Origin of the sequence: Desulfovibrio sp., assembly GCF_041907885.1 — a bacterium.
Classification (GTDB): Bacteria; Desulfobacterota; Desulfovibrionia; order Desulfovibrionales; family Desulfovibrionaceae; genus Desulfovibrio.
On the sequence record NZ_JAYRGM010000007.1, the window covers coordinates 75,834 to 95,244 of the forward strand.

Below are 19,411 nucleotides of genomic sequence, written 5' to 3' on the forward strand. Positions count from 1 at the left end.
ATGGTGCGCTGGGGAAAATTGCTGCCGTTGAAACCTGGACGGGAGCCCGGCATTGGTGCAATGCGGGATGTGCTGATCTGGAAATGACAATGGATTAACAGTAACAATTATTGGGGCGAATGGCTACTGTTTTGCGGGCAAAAAGCACTTGGGTTCAGGCACTCCTTGTGCCTCTGCTGCCACTGCGCTACAAATACAGAAAAACAGTTAGCATATGTTTGCCTGTCATGCTCGTGCTGTCGCGCCGGGCTTTTGGGGGAGTGTAATGCCGGTTTAAGGATTTGTGGGTTCTGCTATCTGACCATACCTACGGAGGCTCCATGAAACAGCTGATCGTTGCCTGCTGTGTTTCTTTGGCCCTGTTGCTGCCTTCGGCAGCCCTTACCTGTACCACAACCATCGTCACCAGGGGGGCCAGCGCCGATGGCACGGTGATGGTCAGCCATTCGGACGACAACGACCTTGGCGACCAGTCGCTTGTTTTTGTGCCCGCCCGCGACTGGCCAGAGGGAGCGCAGCGGCCCGTGTACGATTCTGCCGTGGCCGTGCAGGAAAACCCCGCCACCAACACCTTTCTTGTGCCGCGCCTTTCTGATCCCAAGCGTGCGCCCGGCTACAACCACCCCGATACGCCGCATACGGTTCCCATTGGTTTTATCCCCCAGGTGCGCCACACCTTTGCCTACATTGACGGCAACTACGGCATCATGAACGAGCACGGCCTCATGTTTGGCGAATGCACCGACGGCGCGCACAATACCTGTACCGCAGAGCCGGGCAAGCGCATATTCTATTCTTCGGAGCTTTCGCGCGTGGCGCTTGAGCGTTGCAAGACCGCCCGTGAAGCCATTGAGCTGATGGGGGCGCTCATTGAGCAGTACGGCTACTACGGCACTGGCGAAACCCTGCCCGTGGCCGACAAAAATGAAGCCTGGGTTATGGAAATGGCCCCCTCTCCGGCGGGAACCGGCGGCCTGTGGGTGGCCCAGCGCGTGCCTGACGGCCAGTTTTTTGTCGCCGCCAACGAATTCCGCATCCGCGACATCACGCCCGGCAACCCGGACCAGATGTACGGCAAAACCCTGTTTGCCACAGTAGACAAGTACAACATGCGCAGCCCCAAGGATGCCTCCAAGCCTCTGGACTGGCTGGCCACCGTGAGCGATGGCGAATACAACCATCCCTACTACTCGCTGCGGCGCGTGTGGCGGGCGCTCAGCATGGCGGCCCCCTCGCTCAAGTTGCCCGCATGGGTAGAAAGCGGCACAACCCGCGCCTATCCTTTTTCCGTCAAGCCCGACAAACCGCTGAGCATGGACGACCTCAAGCGCATGCACCGCGACCACTACGAAGGCACGGATTTTGATCTTACCAAGGGCGTTGCCGCCGGGCCTTTTGGCAATCCCAACCGTTTTCTCGGCCCCAAGGACCCCAGCGGCGACGTGACCCCGGCCAGCAAGCTTGAAGGCGCGTGGGAGCGTCCCATGGGTATGTTCTACACCGGCTACACCACCATTGCGCAGTACCGCCCCGGCGTGCCGGAGCCGCTCTCGCTGGTGTGCTGGGTTGCGCTGGCCCCGGCGGCGGAATCGGTATTTGTGCCGCTGGCCGTTGCGCCCATGCCCGCAGGCTACGAGCAGGGTGACACCCGCCGTTTTGCCAACGATTCGGCTTGGTGGGCCTATGCGCTGGTGAGCGAATACGCCAATACCCGCTACGACGCCATTTCCAAGGACATTGCGGACAAGGCCGCAGGCATGGAAAAGGGCTTTGCCGCCCGCGTGGCCGCACTGCAAACCGAGCTTGCGCCCAAGGCCGCATCTGCCCCGGCGCAGGCGCAGGCCGCCTTTGCCAAGGCCCTGCGCGCCCAGGCCGAGGGTGCGGTGCGTGACTGGCGCGAGTATTTTCCGCAGCTGGTGGCCCGGTATTGTCAGGGCTTTATCAACAGCCCCGACAAAATGGCCCAGAAGGCCGGGTATTCCGATGCCTGGCTGCGCCGCACAGATTATTACAAGGGCCCGATATCGTACAAAAAGCCCCGGCAGTAGGCTTTGCAGTCTGCCAGAAAGGTCAGGAGGAATACCGCATGCAGTGTAATCGTCGTCGTTTTTTGCAATCCATGGCTGTAACGGGCGCGGGCCTGTGCCTGCCCACCCTTGGCTGGGCGGGCTTTGACCCCTTGTGGAAACCGGGAACCGTCTGCGCCAATCCCATTGATGTGACCGTGTTTGAAATGTTCAAGGTGGGCCCCGGCCCCTCCAGCTCGCACACCATCGCGCCCATGGCGGCGGGCAACGATTTTATCAGCCTGTGCGCCAAACTGCCGCAGGAGCAGCTTGCCCAGGCAGACGCCATCAAGGTGCATCTGTACGGCAGCCTTTCGGCCACGGGCAAGGGGCACGGAACCGACCGCGCCGTGGCGGCGGGCCTGCTTGGGCAAAAGCCCGACGAGTGCAAGGCCGAGTTTCTGGACAACCTGTTTGTGAAGCCGGACGACACCCGTACCGTGGAACTTGGCCCGGCAAAGATTCCGCTCAAGGACTCGGACGTGATTTTTGAGCAGGGAACCATCGAGGCCCCGTTCAGCAACGTGCTGGTCATCGAGCTGCTGGCAAAGGGCAAGGCGCTGGCCTCGCGCGAATACTATTCCGTGGGCGGCGGCTTTTTGCAGTGGAAGGGCTGGAAAGCGCCGGAAAAAGGCAAGCCCGTTCACGCCTTTGATTCCATGAACGGCCTGCTCGAAATTGTGAAAGCCACGGGCAAGAGTATTCCGCTTATCATGATGGAAAACGAGATGGCCATCACCGGCCAGGTAGAGCACAATATCAGGCAGGGCGCGCAGCGTATCATCCATGTTATGGACAGCTGCGCCGCCACCGGTCTTGGGCTGGAGGGCAAGCTCAAAGGGCCCTTTGGCCTTGAACGGCGCGCCAAACTTATGCTGGAGCAGGCGGCCAGCTCGCCGGAACCGGCAGATGCCTTTGCGGCGCGGCTTTCTGCCTACGGGCAGGCAGGGTCGGAAGAAAACGCCATGGGCCATCCCATTGTCACCGCGCCCACGGCGGGTTCGGCGGGGGTTATGCCTGCGGTGGTACACATGCTTATCAAGGAGCGCGGCAAGACAGAGGCCGATCTGGTGGATGGCCTGATGGTGGCCTCCATGGTGGGCACGCTCATCAAGCGGCACGCCAGCGTGGCGGGCGCGGATGTGGGCTGCCAGGGCGAGATAGGCTCTGCCTCAAGTATGGCTGCGGCCATGCTGTCACAGGTAATGGGCGAAACCCCCGATGTGATCGAAAACGCGGCGGAATTTGCCTTGGAGCACCACCTTGGCATGACATGCGATCCCGTGGGCGGCTATGTGCAGATTCCGTGCATTTCGCGCAATGCCATGAGCTCGGTAAAGTCGTGGAACGCCTGGATGATGGCCCGCACCGGGCAGGGAACCAAACACCCTGTGGGGCTTGATCTCTGCATCCGCACCATGAACCAGACTGGCCGCGACATGAAGGACGACTACCGCGAAACCGCCAGGGGCGGGTTGGCCCTGTTCTATACGCAGGGCTGCTAGCGTCTCAAGGTGTCTTTTGCCCTCTGGGCAGCGTCAACGGCCCGTTTCTGCGCAGGTCTGCACATAAGAGTGCTATCCCTGCCCAGAAACGGGCCGTTTTCTTGCCAGAGAACAAAATTCATCCTCGTGACGCAGAGCAAAAGACAATGGGAGGCAATGTTATGCCCGCGCCACCACCCACGCGCTGATCTCGCGGCCAAAATCCGCAAAATCATCAATGTGGGTATGGGCCACGGCGTAGACCACATTCCAGTCAAGGCTGGTGTATTCGTGTACGGCGATGTTGCGCAGGCCAACGCTCTTGGCCATTTTACGCGCTACATTTTCAGACAGCACTCCCTGCCGGTGCAACAGCAAAAAGGCCTCGGCCATGGTAGGAGGCACAGATGCGGATTCGGCGAGAATGGTTGTGGCAATGTCGGTGCTGATCTGCACGGCGCGTTGCAGATTGAGGACAAGAATATCCTGAAGGTCAAAATCTGCCGCCAGTTCTTGGGCACTGCCGGGAGTTTTTGTGCGTATGCGCTGCATGCAGCGTTGCAGCGAAACCAGCTTTGCCTTGATGACATCTGTATCCATCAAAACCCCCGTTCCAGACTCTTTTCAATAATTCTTTGGCGTAAAGGCTCCATGTCGGCCTGGTCAAACAGCATGCGCTTGATCAGCGCGGCATGGGCCGTGCCCGGCCGTTTGAGCGCCAGAATGCCGGTGGTGAGAATCTGCTTCAAAATCAGACCCCAGGCATTGTGCAGGTCTACAAGGTCAATCTCGCGTCCGAGGGCAAGGCTGAGTTCGGCCATGAGCGCAAGCCGCGCCTCTGTGGAAAGCTGCCCATCCGCAAGCACGGCCACGTCCACATCGCTGTCGGGCCGCAGGGCAGCTCGGGCTGCGGAGCCAAATACAAAGGCCAGCTGAATTTCTTCATGCTGGGCAAGGGTGATGGCTATTTGTTGAGCTATGGAGTTGGGCATGTGCGCATCCTGCTTTGGTTGATTGCAAGATAGCAATCAACACAAACGTTGACCAGCGTGCGTGCGCTCTGCCCAAAAAACAAAAGAGCTGAAACCCGCGAGGGCTTCAGCTCTTTTTAATCACGTACAAGCAAACTGGCGGAGGGGGAGGGATTTGAACCCCCGGAAGGCTCACACCTTCAACGGTTTTCAAGACCGCCGCGATCAACCGCTCTGCCACCCCTCCGCAGGGGTGTTTTCTCCGGGTTTGCGCAGTGGCGGCTATGCGCCGCGTACACGCCGGGAGAAAATGTCGACGGCGCGATTACCCTGTTTGCAAGGCAATAGCGCCGCCGAAAAAAATTGTGCCGCTACGCCATTTACTTAATGGCGTCTTTCAGGCCCTTGCCGGGCGTGAACTTGGCAACCTTGCTGGCAGGAATGGTGATTTCGTTGCCGGTGCGGGGGTTGCGACCCTTGCGGGCGGCGCGTTCAACCACTTTGAAGCTGCCGAAACCGGTGAAGGTCACGGATTCGCCAGCGGCGAGGGCTTCGCGCAGCGAGGCCACCACGGCGTCAAGAGCTTCTTCGGCTTTGGCCTTGGTGGGCAGGCCGGCTTTGGCATGGATTTTTTCTACAAGCTCAGCTTTGGTCATGATGCTACTCCATAAAGGATTTCGGTTATTCCCTGCTAGCCGTACCGGGGCGGCATGCCAGTGTTCTGGCTGTGACCCGGTTCGTCGCACTCAAATGAAACTGTCGCCAAAAAGCCGCCAGGCCTTCCAGCGTCATGTGGGGAATCGTAAGCGATGCCGCTTCCTCAGCGGTCAGAACTTTCGTTTCCTTACGTTAGGGGCGGTTTCCTGTCAACGAAAAAGCGCAGAATCCCGCGTCCGCTCTAGCTTTTCAAGAAATACCGTTTGTGCAAACAGTAATTCGCAAAAAATAAAAGCCCTGCGACCTGTTTTTTATCCTGCTGAAATATAATGGTTATAGTAGCTAGCTACAGATCGACCAGGCTCACTTCGCCATCGACAAGTTCGCGGCCCAGAAAAAGGCTGCCCGTGCGGGAAAACCGGGCGGTGTTGTCTGTGGTCAAAAATCTGTAGTGGGCCGGGCCAGTGCCCTGACACAGCAGATTTCTTGTTTGCAGTTCTTCTGCCACGCGCAGGGCCGTGGTGGCGGCAGAATCAACAATGCGTACCTGTGGCCCAACCACGTTTTGCAGGGCCTGCTGCAACAGCGGAAAATGCGTGCAGCCCAGCAGCAGCGTGTCGGGCGCGGCCTGGCTGGCCGCAACTTCTGGCGCAAAAATGTCGGCAAGGTAGCGGCTGGCCACACCCTCAACGATGGGGCCGTTCATCCAGCCTTCTTCTGCCAGCGGCACAAAAAGCGTGCAGGCCCGGCCAGTAACAACGGCCTCGGGCCGGATGCGGGCAATGGCCTGCTGGTAAGCGCCGCCAGCTATGGTGGCCTCTGTGGCAACCACCACGATATGCCCGTTTACGCTGGTCTGCGCCGCCGCCTGCGCGCCGGGGGCCACAACGCCCATCACAGGCAGGGGGGCAAACTGCTCGCGCACGGCGCTCAGGGCCGCAGCGGTAGCCGTGTTGCAGGCGATCACCAGCATTTTTACGCCCATATCCACCAGTTTTTGGGCGGCCTTAAGCGTGTAGCGTATGATGGTGTCGCGCCCCTTGGTTCCATAAGGCAGACGGGCGGTGTCGCCAAGATAGAGCAGGTCTTCGTGGGGCAGGCGTTCTGCCAGCGCCTTGAAAACCGTCAGGCCGCCCATGCCCGAATCAAAGAGGCCAATGGGCAGCCGCGAAAAATCGTTCATTGCACTTCCTTTACAGTGCCGCGCGCAACTGCCAGCGCACAGCTGAAACTTTTGCGCAAGCCTGAAACGGCAGAACGCCCCTGACAGCCCTGCGGCATGTCAAAGGCGCTCCGTCCATAAGCGGGGAGGCCAGACAGTATGGCCAAAAAAATCCGGGCGGCGCGCGCTAGAAACCTTGGCCCAAATAGCGCATGGCTGTAAAGAGCAAAACAAGGGCCAAAAACGCCTTGAGCGCGATGGAAGGCACATACTTCTGGCAGCGGGCCCCGGCATACATGCCGCACATGCCGCCCAGCCCCACCAGCATGCCCATGCGCCAGTCGGGCGCAACGGCCATGGCCGGGTACAGGGGCGCAAGCAGCGCATAAAAAGACACGCCCGCCACAGATGTTATAAAGGTGGCAAACAGTGTGGAACCCGCCACCACATAAACAGGCAGGCCGAAAAAGGAAACCAGAAACGGTGCCATGATTGCCCCGCCGCCAATGCCGTAAATCCCGCCGATAAGCCCCACCACCAGGCTCAGCAGCACCAGTGCGCGGGTGGCGACCACGTACTTGGTTTCCTGAAAAACAAAGGCCACTTCCTTCATGTTCCAGTACAGCACGTGGCAGCACATGAGTCTGCCGTTTTTGTCCTCGCACACGGGCATGTTTTCTTTCTTTTCCTTGCGCGACCACAACGATGCGCGCCCCTGCCATGTGGTCAGGGCCATGCGCCCGCCGATATACAGCAGCACAAGGCCCGCGAACATTTTAAAGCTCTGGGGGTTGGGCAGCAGATTAATGCGCACGATGGCCCCGATAAAAACGCCCGGCAGCGTGCCAATGGCAATGGTTATGGCCAGCGGCCATACGAGCCGCCCCTCGTGCCAGTAGCGCCATACGCCAGAGGGACAGGCAATCACGTTGAAAAACTGGTTGGTGGCGCTGACACTGGGGTTGGTGTAGCCCAGTACGCTCATCTGAAAGGGCAGCAGCAAAAATGCGCCCGAAATGCCGCCCATGGAAGTGAAAAAAGAGATGCCAAGGGCCACCACAAAGGGAACAACCGGGTTGCATTCAATACCAGCAGTGGGAAAGTACATGCGGGCCTCCTGCACTTGTGGCATGGTATCTATTTTGAAAATAAGGATTTTTGCGTTAAGTGCCGCTATCTGATGTTCACGGTTTTTATATTAAGCGTGAACATTGAAATTGTCACGCCATTCCCGATCAGTTTGCTCACTTTTTGTTGCGGCGTGTCGGGGGCAGGCTCACGGTGTGCGTTGCCTGCGCAATGGCAAAAAGGTATAGTGTTTTTTTAAACGCCACTAGCCGCCATTCCCCCCACGGCAACAACAAGCAGAGGATGCACCATGCTGGCCATTCTGGATTATAAGGCAGGCAATCAAACAAGCGTGCGCCGTGCCCTTGAGCATTTGGGTATACCTTGCGCCATCACGGCAGACCCCGCAACGCTGGAAAGCGCCCACGGCATTATTTTTCCCGGTGTTGGCGCGGCTGGTCAGGCCATGCGCGCCCTGCACCCCGCCGGGCTCGACAATCTGCTGCGCGATGCCGTCAAGCGCGGCCAGCCCCTGCTGGGCATCTGCCTGGGCTGCCAGATTCTGCTTGACCGCAGCGAAGAAAACGACACCAAGACCCTCGGCATTGTGCCGGGCCTGTGCCGCCGCTTTGACGACAACATGGTTGAAGAGAACGGCACGCCCGCGCCCATTCCGCACATGGGCTGGAACAGCCTGAACATTTCGGCTCCCTGCCCTCTGCTTGAGGGCGTTGCCCCCTCTGCCGAATTTTACTTCGTACACAGTTATTATGTGGAGCCAGACCCCACCTTTGTGATTGCCACAACCACCTACGGCAAGCAGTTCTGCTCGGTTTACGGGCGCGACGGCCTGTGGGCCACCCAGTTTCACCCCGAAAAAAGCGGGCGGCCAGGGCTGACCATATTGCGCAACTTCTACGATTACTGCGAGGCGCGTCATGCTCAGTAAGCGAGTCATTCCCTGTCTGGACGTGCGTAACGGAAGGCTGACCAAGGGCGTAAAGTTTGCGGGCAATGAAGACATCGGTGACCCGGTGGAAACCGCACGCCGCTATTACGAAGAAGGTGCCGACGAAATCGTTTTCTACGACATCACGGCTTCTGCCGAGGCACGCGGTATCTTTATTGATGTGGTCGAACACGTGGCAGAGCAGATATTCATTCCCTTTTCTGTGGGCGGCGGCATTTCTACCGTGGCCGACATGCGCGCCGTGCTGCTGGCCGGGGCGGAAAAGGTTTCGGTCAATTCCGCAGCCGTAAAGGACCCGCAGATCATCAGCGACGGGGCCGATGCCTTTGGCTCGCAGGCCATTGTGGTGGGTATGGACGTGCTGGCCGTGCCAGTGACGGACGAAATCCCTTCGGGCTACGAAATTGTCATCCACGGCGGGCGCAAGCGCATGGGCCTGGATGCCGTTGCCTGGGCGCGGCGTTGTCAGGAACTGGGTGCGGGCGAACTGTGCGTCAATTCCATCGATGCCGACGGAACCAAGGACGGCTACGAGCTCAAGCTCACACGGGCCATTGTTGATGCCGTGTCCATTCCTGTCATTGCCTCTGGCGGCGCAGGCGAACCGCGCCACATGCTCGAGGCCGTTACCGAAGGCGGGGCATCCGCCGCGCTCATCGCTTCCATTGTGCATTACGGGCAGTATTCCATCCACCAGTGCAAGGAATATATGGCCGGGCACGGGGCCAAGGTGCGCACCACATGGTAGGAAGCGCATTTTGAACCACACAGGCACTGCCCAGGATGCAGAGCCATGAGCAGCAGGCATAACAGCCGCGCGGCGGCGGTTCCGGCGGCGCTGGCCAGGGTGCTTGAAGGCCTGCCGCGCATGGCGGTGGCCTATTCGGGCGGGCTGGACAGCCGTTTTTTGTGTCACGCGGCCCTGCTGAGCGGCTGCGATGTGCTGGCTGTGCATGTGTACGGCCCGCACATCCCACCGCAGGAAAGCGCCGGGGCCGAGGCCTGGGCGCGGCAGCGCGGCTTGCCCCTGCGTATGGCCTTTTTTGATCCCCTTGCGCTTCCAGAAGTGGAAAATAACAGCCCCCAGCGGTGTTACGGCTGTAAAACCGGCCTTGTGGAGCTGCTGCGCGGCGAGCTGGCAGCCGGTGCAGACGGGCCGGGGCGCGTGCTGTGCGACGGAACCAATGCCGATGATTTGCAGGCCTACAGGCCGGGGCTGCGCGCGTTGGAAGAAGGCCGCGTGCGTTCGCCGCTGGCCGAGGCCGGGCTTTCCAAGGCCGCCATTCGCGAGGCCGCCCGCGCCACGGGGCTGGACAGGCCGCAGCAGCGCGCCCGGCCCTGCCTGCTGACCCGCATGGCCTACGGCATGCGGCCAGATGCCGCCACCCTGGCGCGGCTTGCGGCGGCGGAAGATGCGCTTGTTCATATTGGCGGCCCGAACGAAGGCGACGCGGGCAGTGCCAGCAATGCTGGCAGCGCATGTAAGGCGGAACCGGCAGGCCCTCTGGGCGATTTTCGGCTGCGGCTTACGCCGGAGCCGGTGTTGCAGGCAGCGAAACTGCCAGATTCGCTGCGTCAACAGGTGCAGATCATTTTGCAAAGTCACGGCTTCTGGCCCTGCACCATTGAAATCGGCGGCAGCATCAGCGGCTTTTATGATGCTGGCGGAGCCGGGCACAAATCATAACGTATTTTGCATGTTTTTGGCCTCATGCGGCTGTTTTCGGCCCCTCAAGCGCCTCAGGGCTGGACTTTGCCAATAAAAGGGCCTATGAATACCCACTTATATCAACGGGGCTTGCCCCTGGAGGGAACCATGGCACATAAGAAAATTGAGCGTAAGAAAGAACTGGATCGCCGTCGTAAGCGCCGTGAAGAGCGCCTGAAGCAGCGCGTGCGCGAAGCCAAGGCCGCCAAGGCCTAAGCTTTTACACGGGAAACCGGCGTTCCGACGGCTGCGAATCTGCGCGCCGTCACAAATATGGTGCTCAGCCCGGCTGCCCATGGCGGCAGCCGCGCGGGGCGCAAACCAGCAGCAGCGGTCAGCGCGGCAGCATGCCGTGTCATGGCCTTTTTAGCATTACCATGCCTATCTACGAATATCAGTGCCCCAAGTGTCAGCATACGTTTGAGGAATGGGTCAAGGCATCGGAATCACACGGGCAGGAGCCCTGCCCCAAGTGCGGCGAGCCTTCGCCCCGCATCATGTCGCAGACATCGTTCGTTCTTAAGGGCGGCGGCTGGTACGTGAGCGATTATGGCTACCGCAAGGGTGTGAACGAAGAAGGTACCTCCAGTGCCGGTTCGTCTGCCTCTGGCGATTCTGCCGCCTCTTCTGGCGGTCAGGCAGCTGAAAAAGCGCCCGCCGCCACCCCCGATTCTGGAGCCAGTGCCGCCAAGGCGGCTCCCGCCCCTTCGCCAACCACAGGGGCCGCAGCGTCGGCTCCCACCAAGGCCGCCAGCGCGGCTTCATGAGGCAGCCATGATTGATCGCTACACCCGTAAGGAAATGGGCCGCATCTGGACCCTTGAAAACCGCTATCAGGCATGGCTAGATGTGGAAGTGGCAGTATGCCGGGCCTGGAGCGACATGGGCCGCATCCCGGCTGAAGCGGTGGAAAACATCCAGGCCAAGGCCTCCATTGATGTTGACCGCATTCTGGCCATTGAAGAAGTGACCCGCCACGACGTCATCGCCTTTTTGACCTCGCTGGAAGAAAAAGTGGGCGCAGAAGCCGCGCGCTACATCCATCTGGGCTGCACCTCGTCCGATATTGTGGACACGGCCAACGCCCTTTTGCTTGTGCAGGCTGGCAGCCTGATTCTTAAAGATATTCGCGGGCTTCTGGCAGCCATTGAAGCGCTGGCCAACCGTCACAAGGGAGTGTTGTGCATGGGCCGCACCCACGGCATCCACGCCGAACCCACCAGCTTTGGCCTCAAGATGGCCGGTTTCTACGCCGAATTTGAACGCCACCTGGCTCGGGTTGAAGCCGGTGTGGAAAGCATCCGCGTGGGCAAAATTTCGGGCGCTGTGGGCACATACGCATTTTTGTCGCCCGAACTTGAACAGCGCGCCCTGGGCTACCTTGGCCTTGAGGTTGACCCGCATTCCACCCAGATCATCCAGCGCGACCGCTACGCGCACTTCTTTACCTCGCTGGCCGTGCTGGCTGGCGGTGTGGAACGCCTGTGCGTGGAACTGCGCCATCTGCAACGCACCGAAGTTCTTGAAGTGGAAGAAGGTTTTGCCAAGGGGCAAAAGGGTTCGTCGGCCATGCCGCACAAAAAGAACCCCATTTCTGCCGAGAACATGAGCGGCCTTTCGCGTCTGCTGCGCACCAACGCCCTTGCCTCGCTGGAAAATCAGGCCCTGTGGCACGAGCGCGACATCAGCCATTCTTCTGTGGAGCGGGTGATCATGCCCGATTCCACCATTCTGGCCGACTACGTGCTCACCCGCCTCACCAAGCTGCTTGAAGGCCTGGTGGTCAAGCCCGAGCGCATGCGCGAAAACATGGAGCGCTCTTATGGCCTGTATTTTTCGCAGCGCGTGCTGACGGCACTGATCGCCACGGGGCTTCCGCGTCAGCAGGCCTACGAGGCCGTGCAGCGCCTTGCCATGCAGAGCTGGGAGAGCCGCACGCCCTTCCCCGATCTGGTGCGCAACGATGCCGACATGAGCAGCCGCCTGGGCGAAGCCGCGCTGGCCGAGCTTTTTGACCCCGCCTACTACCTGCAACACGAAGACGAAATTTTTGCCCGCGTGTTCAAAAATGCTGCGGCCAATAAGGCGTAAGGAGCTGTCATGCAAACTCTTTATTCTGAAGAAGTGCTGGAACTCAAGCGCCGTCTGGCCCGTCTGCTGGTGGCAAAATCTTACCGCGAGGGAGATTTTGTGCTGGCATCAGGCCGCAGAAGCGATTATTATTTTGATTGCCGCGTCACGGCTCTGCATGCCGAAGGTTCGTGGCTTATCGGAACCCTGTTCAACCACATGCTCCTCGAAATGGACATCAAGGGCGTTGGCGGCATGACCATGGGTGCAGACCCGCTGGTTGCCGCAACCACTGTGATTTCGCATGAGCAGGGCAGGCCCCTCGACGGGCTCCTGGTTCGCAAAGAAGCCAAGGGCCACGGCACGGGCCAGTTTGTGGAAGGTCTGGGCAATTTTCACACGGGTGACCGCGTGGCGATGCTCGAAGATGTTGTTACCACCGGCGGTTCTCTGCTGAAGGCCTGCGATCGCGTGCGCGATGCCGGCCTGTCCATTGTGGCGGTGTGCGCCATTCTGGACCGGGAGGAAGGTGGCCGGGAAAAGCTCCGTGAGGCGGGATATGACCTGCTTGCGCTCTTTACCCGTGCGGAATTGGTGGCCCTTGCGCGCTAAGGCGGCCACTGCCCACCGTGCAGCGCCCCTTGGGGTGTTTGCGCACGGATTGGTCAACTCTGTGGCTGCGCGCGTTATTGGCGGGCTGCGCCAGTGTCTGGTCTGCGGCTTGCTGCTGGCCCTTGGTATTGGTTGCCCGCTGGCCTCGCCGCATCTGGCACAGGCTGACGAATGGCAGGCTTCTCTGTACAACGAGGGGCTGCCCACCCATCTGGTTGCTGTGGACAAAAAGCGCCAGACCTTCATGTTTTTTGAGAAAAAAAGTCCCCTCAAGCTCAAGTACACCTACCCCTGCACCACCGGCCAGCTCACGGGTGACAAACAGTCGCTCAACGACCTGCGCACCCCCGAAGGCATCTATTTTGTGGAATACAAAATTGCCAGCGGGCTGGATTTCAAGGAATACGGGGGCATAGCCTATACCCTTAACTATCCCAATCCCGTGGACAGGCTGCGCGGCAAGACCGGGCACGGCATCTGGATACACAGCAAGGGTTTTGGCATAGAGCCTCTCGCCACCCGTGGCTGCGTGGCCATTGGCCTTAAAGAAATTGACGAAGTGGGCCCGCAGCTCATCCCCGGCACAGCCGTGGTGCTGGCCGAAAAAATGGATGAAACCGCACAGCCCCGGCCCGACAGCGGCACAGCCCAGGAGCTGCGCCGCCTGATGCAGAACTGGAGCGCCGCCTGGGCCTCGCGCTCGATCAAGATGTTCGACTACTATGATCCCGATGCCTATTCCAAAGCCATGACAGAAAACTTTGGGGCCTTTAGGCAAAACAAGGAACGTCTTTTCAAGTCCCTGCAATTCATCAAGATATTCAATCGCAAGATCAATGTGCTCGAAGGCCCCGGTTACTGGGTAACCTGGTCAGAGCAGCTGTATACGGCATCGAATCTTTCCACAGAGGGCGTGCGCAGGCTGTACTGGCAACGCGGAAAAGATCAGAAATTCCGCATTGTTGGTATGGAATGGGCCCCCCGTGATCTTGGCATGCGCGCCGATTTTCAGAAGGGGCAGCTGGTGGCCGAGGCTCCCTTGCAGCAGGTCAGCGATGCTTCTTCCGAAGCGCCGCTGCCTCCCCGTCTCGATATGCCAGAAGCTGCGCCTGACAAATCAGAGCCGCTGGCCCTGGCCGCGCCCCAGCCCTCCAAGGACAAAACTGCGCAGGCTGCCACGGCCAAGCCCGGTCAGGGCGAAAAGCTGGTGGCTGCCAATGATCCGCTTGTTCCCAAGCGCGGCACAACGCCGCCCCCGGCTGAAGTAAACTGGGGCGCCCGCCCAAGCATGGAAGAAGCCGCCCGTAGCGAAGCCGATGCAGCGCAGAAAAGTGCTGCCGCCAAGGCGGCAGAGCAGGCCGCGCCGGTGGCAGGCCAGTTGCCGCCGCCCGCTTCTGTTCAGGCCCCGGTGCAGGCTCCCGCTTCTGCGCCGGTCACAGGGCAGGCTAATGGCCAAATGGTCGGACAGCCTACGGCTCCCGCTGTTCAGGCTGCCGCCCCCGCCGCACAGGCCGCCGCAACGCAGCTGGCCCTTACGCCAGAGGTTGTGGCCGGGCTGGAAAAAGCCGTCAAGGCCTGGAACGCCGATTTTGCGGCCCGTTCCATGGATATTGCCTCATTGTACGATCAGGCCCGTTTTAACCGCGAGGCGGGAACCCCGCGCGGGTATTCGTACAACTCCACCATGCGCGAGCTTGAACGCCGCTTTGCCGCGCCCTGGCTGCGCCTTATCAGCCGCAAGCCCCGTTTTGAAGTGCAGGGCACGCTGGCTGTGAGCCATGTTGAGCAGCTTGTGGTCACACCCAATGCCATGGAGCAGGGTGTGCGCACCTTCTGGTGGAACCGCGATGACAAGGGCGACTTCCGCATTGTGGCCTCGCAGTTCAAGCCTGACGAGCTGGGCCTCGCTGCCGAGTATCTGGATCAGGTCAGCGATGCCGCCAGTGCCATGATCGAAAAGTGGCGCAAGGCCTGGGAAGCCGGGCGCATTGAAGAATACATAGAGTACTACGCCGACGATGCAACACAGCAGGGTCGGTGGGGTGCCAAGAATATCCAGAAGCAGAAAGAGCTGCTCTGGCAGCGTGTAAAGCCCACACTTGTGCAGATCACCGGCCTGCGGCTGGTGGCCGACAGGCAGGGGCTGCGCGCCGACATGAATCAGGTGTACGCCGACAGCTCTGGCCATACCGACCGGGGAACCAAGACCCTGCTGCTGCGCTTTGACGGCAAGAACTGGCGCATAGCGCGTGAAGACTGGACCTTGCTGGGCGCTCCCGTAGAGCCCGTTGGCACAACAGAATAGCGCACTTATACTTGGCCGTCCGAACTGGGCGGCCAATGTTTGCTGGCGCGTTTTTTTGGCAGATGTTTGCAGGTGGCTGTGGCGGCTGCCACCATGACACGGTGTGCGAGCCTCCCCAACTTTAAACGTCAGTGCCCGTGAGGACTGTTTGAAGTACCGCGAAAGCCTCAGCATAATCCTGATGCGGGATAACGGACCCCGGCGCAGCTATCGTGTGCGCAGGGCACGCTTTGTGGCGGCCCTGGTACTCATGGCCTTCATGCCTGTGGTTTGCGGCGTGTTGGGCTGGCTGAGCTGGACGCTGTGGCAGCAGAATGTGCAGCTGCGCGACAATGTGCTGCGATTCGAAAGCGATTATCAGGTTGCCCAGGCCAATGCAGAGCGCCTGGAAAATCTGGAAGAACTGCTGCGGGAAGAAAACATCCCAGGCCGGGAGCTGGTTTTGCGCCGACTTGGCACTGGTGGTGCGGCGGCAGAAGCACCAGGCGAAGGCCCCGCCAACGGCAGCAGTGCCGCCTCGCCCGAAAAGCAGCAGAAAGACACGGCCAAGGATACGGCCAAGGACACAGCAAAAGCCACGGACGGGCCCGGGCACGAGGACTTTCCCGCCATCGACCTTGATTACGTCAAGGTGGGCAACGTTCAGGTGCGCGACATTCGCGGCGGCAAGTTGCGGCTTGCCCTTGATCTGCGCAATACCGACAGCCAGAAGATACTGTCGGGCGTGGTGAGCGGAACCCTGCTGACGGCAGATGGCAAAACCTACCCCCTGCGCCTTGATCAGGAAGATGTGGGCAATTTCCGCATCAGCCGCTTCAAGCGGGCTGTCATGGTGGCCTCAACCGAAAAACAGGTGAGTCTCACCAATGCGCAGGTCATCCTTGAAGTGCGCAGTCAGGAAAACAGCGTGGTGTTTCGCAATATCTATGCTGTGGAACACTAGGCTTCGCCAGCGGTCGGGCAGGGTTCGCCAGGCCGGGCGTTAGGCGGAGGCTGCCGTGGCTGATTCTCACCAATATCATTGCCAGTTTGTCACCATCCACAGCGACTGGCCCTGGCTGCGCCAGACCGAAGATGGTTGCGGCAGCATGGGGCCGGTGCGGTTTGTGCTGGCGCCGCAAGCAGCTGAGCAAGCTTCTGCTGCCGCACAGGCAGCGCAGTGGCTGGTGGTCTTTGACGAACCGCCTTCCGGATTCTGCACCACTGTGCCCCGCGAAAGGCGCATTCTGTTTGTTACTGAACCGCCTGAAATCAAAAAATATCCTCGTTCATACCTGGGCCAGTTCGGCACTGTTGTGGCTCCCTTTGATTTTCGTGGGGTAGAGCGTCGCAGCATGGTCGTTGGCAACCCCTGCCTCAACTGGCACTACGGTGTAAGCCGGGCCGATGGAAAATATGTCAGTACCGTCAGCAGGCTGGACGATTTTCGGCACATGCCCGTACCGCACAAAACAGGCCTTGTTTCCGTGGTTTGCTCCAGCAAAACCGCTACAGAGGCGCAGCGCGCCCGTATTGCGCTGGTAGGCTTGCTCAGGGAGCAGCTTGGGGAGGCGCTGCACGTGTACGGGCGGGGCTTCAACCCCGTGGACGACAAAATGTCGGCCATTGCCCCCTACAAATACCATCTGGTGCTTGAAAACAATCTTCTCCCCCATTTCTGGACAGAAAAACTGGCCGATGCCTGGCTTGGCTGGTCGTTGCCCCTGTATCTTGGTGCGCCCAATCTTGCCGAGGTCTGCCCTGCCGCCGGTTTTGTGCCTCTGCCTGCGGGCAACCCAAAGGCTTGTGTGCAGGCGGTGGTACAGGCCCTCGATGCCGGGCTTTGGGAGGCGCGGCAGGCAGAGCTTTCCCTGTGCCGCACCTGGGTTATGGAAACCACAAATGTTTTTGCCACAGCGGCCCGCATGATCGAAAATTCGCCGCAGCACTGCCGCAAGCAGCGCGGGCTGGCAGGGCCAGAGCCCCTTTTTGGCGTTGGGCGGGCAGATGTGGCCGCCATCTACCTTTTGGGCCGCACGTAAACCACAAGCGCAGCAACGTATGAGTACAAACAGGCCCGAAATAACCGTGGCCATGCCCGCCTACAATGCCGCCGCGCATCTGCGGGAGGCCATGGATTCCATCCTCTGTCAGACGTTCGAGGATTTTGAGCTGCTTGTGGTGGATGACGGGTCAACGGATGCCACCCTTGCTCTGGCAGAATCAACGGGCGACCGCCGCGTGCGTACAGAACGCCTGCCAGCCAACAGGGGGCGGGCCACGGCCCGCAACATGGCTTTGGGCCGGGCACGCGGGCGCTATATAGCCTGGATGGATGCCGACGATATTGCCCTGCCCCACAGGCTTGAATTGCAGCATGCCTGCCTTGAAGCACAGCCAGAGATCCACATTTGCGGCGCTGGCGTGGAATATTTTGGGCATTCACAAGCGCTGGAGCTTTTTCCCGAGCAGCCCGAAGCAGCGCGTGCGGCAGCGCTGTTTGGAGCGCCCGTGCCCAACGGATGCTCCCTGCTACGACTGGACGCGGTACGCGGCTTTGGCTTACGCTACGATGCAGCCCTGGCGCGGGCCGAGGACATGGCCTTTTGGGCAGATGCCCTGCTGGCAGCCGGTCTTCGCGCTACAAATCTGCAAGAGCCGCTGTTGCGTTATCGGTATGCGCCCGCACCGCAAGCCCGGCAGTGGCACGTGCGTGCGCTCGTGGGGCATGTGTTTCCCGCATTGGGCATACGCGCCACCGGCGCGCAGGCCCTGCTGCACGCGGGCCTCGTGTACGGCGCAGATTCCTCTGCCGACCCCGCCGCCAGCGCCTCAGCGCTTGCATGGCTCGACACGCTCTGGCAGGCCTGGAAGGCCCGCTACGGGCACGATGCCCACATGCAGCGACATATTGTGGTATTTGCGGCACGCATACTGCGCGGGGCAGCGGCCACGCCCGAGCAGGCGCAGGCAGCCGCCAAAGCGCTGCAAGGCCTTTCCATTGCAGGGCTGACATAAAAGAATCTGCTTATCTGACAGGCAACGTATCCGTTTTGTTCCGCGCTGTTAGCGCGTTTTTTTTACTGGAGGCAACACCATGCACGATTTTGTCTACTACACGCCCACAAAGATCATCTTTGGCAAAAATACAGAGCAGCAGTGCGGCAGTCTGGTCAAGGCCTGCAAATGCCGCAAGGTATTGATCCACTACGGCGGGCAGAGCGCCCTGCGTTCGGGCCTTGTGGACAGGATCAAGACCGCGCTGAATGCGGAGGGGCTGGCCTATGTCACCCTGGGCGGCGTGGTTCCCAATCCCCGGCTTTCGCTGATCCGCGAGGGCATCGAGCTGGCGCGTAGCCAGGGCGTGGACTTTGTTCTGGCTGTTGGCGGCGGCAGCGTGATCGACTCGGCCAAGGCCATTGCCTACGGCGCTGCCAACGAGGGCGACGTGTGGGACTACTACATGGCCAAGCGCAAGCCCGATGCCTGCCTGCCCATCGGCTGCGTGGTCACCATCGCCGCCGCTGGCAGCGAAATGAGCAGCTCCACAGTGGTGACCAACGAAGAAAACGGATTCAAGCGCAGTTTTAAAACGGACATGGCCCGTCCGGCCTTTGCCGTCATGAATCCAGAGCTGACCCTCACGCTGCCGGCCTTTCAGACCGCCTGCGGCTGCGTGGATATTCTCATGCACACCATGGAGCGCTATTTTGGGCACGGCTCCAACATGGATATTACCGACAGCATCAGCGAGGGCCTCTTGCGCACAGTTATGCACCACGCCACGGTGCTGCGCGACGACCCGGCCAATTATGAATCGCGTGCAGAGGTCATGTGGGCGGGCAGCCTTTCGCACAACGGCCTTACCGGCTGTGGGTCGGACGGCGGCGACTGGGCCACGCACATGATCGAGCACGAACTGAGCGGCATGTTTGATGTGGCGCACGGCGCGGGGCTTTCAGCCATTTGGGGCAGCTGGGCGCGGCATGTGCTGGCGCACCGGCCCGACCGCTTTGCCCTGTTTGCAGAAAGGGTGATGGGCGTTGCGCGGGCAGAGTCGGACATTGCCACGGGGCTGCGCGGCATTGAGGCCATGGAGGCCTTTTTCCGCACGCTGCACATGCCTGTTTCGCTCAAAGAGCTGGATCTCGCCCCCACGGATGCCCAGCTTGCCGAGATGGCAGAAAAGGCCCTTGTGGGCAAAAGCCACATTGGCAGTGTAAAAAAACTGCTGCCGCCCGATATTGTAGCCATTTTTGCAGCCTCGCGTTAGGCGCAACCCGTACGGCCCGCTTCTGGCCGGGCGGCACACGCTGCCGGAAGCGGGCCCCGTACCATCTGTGCGCGGGCCGAATGACC

18 protein-coding genes and 1 tRNA gene are annotated in these 19,411 nt (G+C 60.4%); 13 read left to right on the forward strand and 6 right to left on the reverse strand.

Annotation, left to right across the window (positions count from 1 at the left end; all coding sequences use genetic code 11):
- Nucleotides 1–320 precede the first annotated feature (320 nt).
- Both ACE3NW_RS05975 and ACE3NW_RS05980 read left to right on the forward strand, forming a co-directional pair.
- Entirely contained in the window at nt 321–2,048 is a 1,728-nt protein-coding gene (locus ACE3NW_RS05975; RefSeq protein ID WP_374281401.1) for a dipeptidase, read from the forward strand.
- 38 nt (nt 2,049–2,086) lie between these two features.
- Nucleotides 2,087–3,571, forward strand: coding sequence for an L-serine ammonia-lyase (locus ACE3NW_RS05980; RefSeq protein WP_374281403.1), 1,485 nt, complete (start codon nt 2,087–2,089; stop codon nt 3,569–3,571).
- Between the two features lie 159 nt (nt 3,572–3,730).
- Here the strand turns inward: ACE3NW_RS05980 and ACE3NW_RS05985 are convergent, their stop codons facing one another.
- The 6 genes from ACE3NW_RS05985 to ACE3NW_RS06010 all read right to left on the reverse strand — a co-directional run bounded on the left by ACE3NW_RS05985 (nt 3,731) and on the right by ACE3NW_RS06010 (nt 7,448).
- Nucleotides 3,731–4,150, reverse strand: coding sequence for a DUF86 domain-containing protein (locus tag ACE3NW_RS05985; RefSeq protein ID WP_374281405.1), 420 nt, complete (start codon nt 4,148–4,150; stop codon nt 3,731–3,733).
- Nucleotides 4,150–4,542 (reverse strand): nucleotidyltransferase domain-containing protein, encoded by a 393-nt coding sequence (locus tag ACE3NW_RS05990; protein WP_374281407.1) that lies wholly within the window; start codon nt 4,540–4,542, stop codon nt 4,150–4,152. The genes ACE3NW_RS05985 and ACE3NW_RS05990 overlap by 1 nt, the downstream gene beginning before the upstream one ends.
- Nucleotides 4,543–4,678: 136 nt before the next feature.
- Nucleotides 4,679–4,768 (reverse strand) — tRNA-Ser (locus ACE3NW_RS05995).
- Nucleotides 4,769–4,901: 133 nt separating this feature from the next.
- Nucleotides 4,902–5,177 (reverse strand): HU family DNA-binding protein, encoded by a 276-nt coding sequence (locus tag ACE3NW_RS06000; protein ID WP_374281409.1) that lies wholly within the window; start codon nt 5,175–5,177, stop codon nt 4,902–4,904.
- Between the two features lie 347 nt (nt 5,178–5,524).
- Nucleotides 5,525–6,361, reverse strand: a complete 837-nt coding sequence (gene murI / locus ACE3NW_RS06005; RefSeq protein WP_374281411.1) for a glutamate racemase — start codon at nt 6,359–6,361, stop codon at nt 5,525–5,527.
- A gap of 166 nt (nt 6,362–6,527) precedes the next feature.
- Nucleotides 6,528–7,448: a sulfite exporter TauE/SafE family protein gene (locus tag ACE3NW_RS06010; protein ID WP_374281413.1), complete on the reverse strand. Its 921-nt coding sequence runs from the start codon at nt 7,446–7,448 to the stop codon at nt 6,528–6,530.
- A 270-nt stretch (nt 7,449–7,718) separates the two neighbouring features.
- Here ACE3NW_RS06010 and hisH point away from each other — a divergent pair, with 270 nt between their 5' ends.
- The 11 genes from hisH to ACE3NW_RS06065 all read left to right on the forward strand — a co-directional run bounded on the left by hisH (nt 7,719) and on the right by ACE3NW_RS06065 (nt 19,325).
- Complete coding sequence (gene hisH, locus ACE3NW_RS06015; RefSeq protein WP_374281415.1) at nt 7,719–8,357, forward strand: imidazole glycerol phosphate synthase subunit HisH; 639 nt, start codon at nt 7,719–7,721, stop codon at nt 8,355–8,357.
- Entirely contained in the window at nt 8,347–9,126 is a 780-nt protein-coding gene (gene hisF / locus ACE3NW_RS06020) for an imidazole glycerol phosphate synthase subunit HisF (protein WP_374281417.1), read from the forward strand. Before hisH ends, hisF begins: the two co-directional genes overlap by 11 nt.
- Nucleotides 9,127–9,171: 45 nt before the next feature.
- Nucleotides 9,172–10,065: a PP-loop family protein gene (locus ACE3NW_RS06025; RefSeq protein ID WP_374281419.1), complete on the forward strand. Its 894-nt coding sequence runs from the start codon at nt 9,172–9,174 to the stop codon at nt 10,063–10,065.
- Between the two features lie 398 nt (nt 10,066–10,463).
- Complete coding sequence (locus tag ACE3NW_RS06030) at nt 10,464–10,853, forward strand: FmdB family zinc ribbon protein (RefSeq protein WP_374281421.1); 390 nt, start codon at nt 10,464–10,466, stop codon at nt 10,851–10,853.
- Nucleotides 10,854–10,860: 7 nt separating this feature from the next.
- On the forward strand, nt 10,861–12,177 hold the full coding sequence (gene purB / locus ACE3NW_RS06035; RefSeq protein ID WP_374281423.1) for an adenylosuccinate lyase: 1,317 nt from the start codon (nt 10,861–10,863) through the stop codon (nt 12,175–12,177).
- A gap of 9 nt (nt 12,178–12,186) precedes the next feature.
- Nucleotides 12,187–12,768, forward strand: a complete 582-nt coding sequence (gene pyrE, locus ACE3NW_RS06040) for an orotate phosphoribosyltransferase (protein ID WP_374281425.1) — start codon at nt 12,187–12,189, stop codon at nt 12,766–12,768.
- Entirely contained in the window at nt 12,758–15,073 is a 2,316-nt protein-coding gene (locus ACE3NW_RS06045) for a L,D-transpeptidase family protein (protein ID WP_374281428.1), read from the forward strand. The genes pyrE and ACE3NW_RS06045 overlap by 11 nt, the downstream gene beginning before the upstream one ends.
- Before the next feature lie 181 nt (nt 15,074–15,254).
- Nucleotides 15,255–16,016, forward strand: coding sequence for a hypothetical protein (locus ACE3NW_RS06050; protein WP_374281430.1), 762 nt, complete (start codon nt 15,255–15,257; stop codon nt 16,014–16,016).
- A gap of 55 nt (nt 16,017–16,071) precedes the next feature.
- Nucleotides 16,072–17,094 carry a glycosyltransferase family 10 domain-containing protein gene (locus ACE3NW_RS06055; protein WP_374281432.1) on the forward strand — a complete coding sequence of 341 codons (1,023 nt, stop codon included), beginning with the start codon at nt 16,072–16,074 and terminating at the stop codon, nt 17,092–17,094.
- 19 nt (nt 17,095–17,113) lie between these two features.
- Entirely contained in the window at nt 17,114–18,070 is a 957-nt protein-coding gene (locus ACE3NW_RS06060) for a glycosyltransferase family 2 protein (RefSeq protein WP_374281434.1), read from the forward strand.
- A gap of 79 nt (nt 18,071–18,149) precedes the next feature.
- A complete protein-coding gene (locus ACE3NW_RS06065; protein ID WP_374281436.1) occupies nt 18,150–19,325 on the forward strand; it encodes an iron-containing alcohol dehydrogenase in 1,176 nt (391 codons plus the stop codon).
- The last annotated feature ends 86 nt before the right edge of the window (nt 19,326–19,411 follow it).

Coding starts and splice junctions, on each gene's coding strand:
- ACE3NW_RS05975 (WP_374281401.1), top strand. CDS start 321: ATGAAACAGCTGATCGTTGCCTGCTGTGTTTCTTTGGCCCTGTTGCTG.
- ACE3NW_RS05980 (WP_374281403.1), top strand. CDS start 2,087: ATGCAGTGTAATCGTCGTCGTTTTTTGCAATCCATGGCTGTAACGGGC.
- ACE3NW_RS05985 (WP_374281405.1), bottom strand. CDS start 4,150: ATGGATACAGATGTCATCAAGGCAAAGCTGGTTTCGCTGCAACGCTGC.
- ACE3NW_RS05990 (WP_374281407.1), bottom strand. CDS start 4,542: ATGCCCAACTCCATAGCTCAACAAATAGCCATCACCCTTGCCCAGCAT.
- ACE3NW_RS06000 (WP_374281409.1), bottom strand. CDS start 5,177: ATGACCAAAGCTGAGCTTGTAGAAAAAATCCATGCCAAAGCCGGCCTG.
- murI (WP_374281411.1), bottom strand. CDS start 6,361: ATGAACGATTTTTCGCGGCTGCCCATTGGCCTCTTTGATTCGGGCATG.
- ACE3NW_RS06010 (WP_374281413.1), bottom strand. CDS start 7,448: ATGTACTTTCCCACTGCTGGTATTGAATGCAACCCGGTTGTTCCCTTT.
- hisH (WP_374281415.1), top strand. CDS start 7,719: ATGCTGGCCATTCTGGATTATAAGGCAGGCAATCAAACAAGCGTGCGC.
- hisF (WP_374281417.1), top strand. CDS start 8,347: ATGCTCAGTAAGCGAGTCATTCCCTGTCTGGACGTGCGTAACGGAAGG.
- ACE3NW_RS06025 (WP_374281419.1), top strand. CDS start 9,172: ATGAGCAGCAGGCATAACAGCCGCGCGGCGGCGGTTCCGGCGGCGCTG.
- ACE3NW_RS06030 (WP_374281421.1), top strand. CDS start 10,464: ATGCCTATCTACGAATATCAGTGCCCCAAGTGTCAGCATACGTTTGAG.
- purB (WP_374281423.1), top strand. CDS start 10,861: ATGATTGATCGCTACACCCGTAAGGAAATGGGCCGCATCTGGACCCTT.
- pyrE (WP_374281425.1), top strand. CDS start 12,187: ATGCAAACTCTTTATTCTGAAGAAGTGCTGGAACTCAAGCGCCGTCTG.
- ACE3NW_RS06050 (WP_374281430.1), top strand. CDS start 15,255: ATGCGGGATAACGGACCCCGGCGCAGCTATCGTGTGCGCAGGGCACGC.
- ACE3NW_RS06060 (WP_374281434.1), top strand. CDS start 17,114: ATGAGTACAAACAGGCCCGAAATAACCGTGGCCATGCCCGCCTACAAT.
- ACE3NW_RS06065 (WP_374281436.1), top strand. CDS start 18,150: ATGCACGATTTTGTCTACTACACGCCCACAAAGATCATCTTTGGCAAA.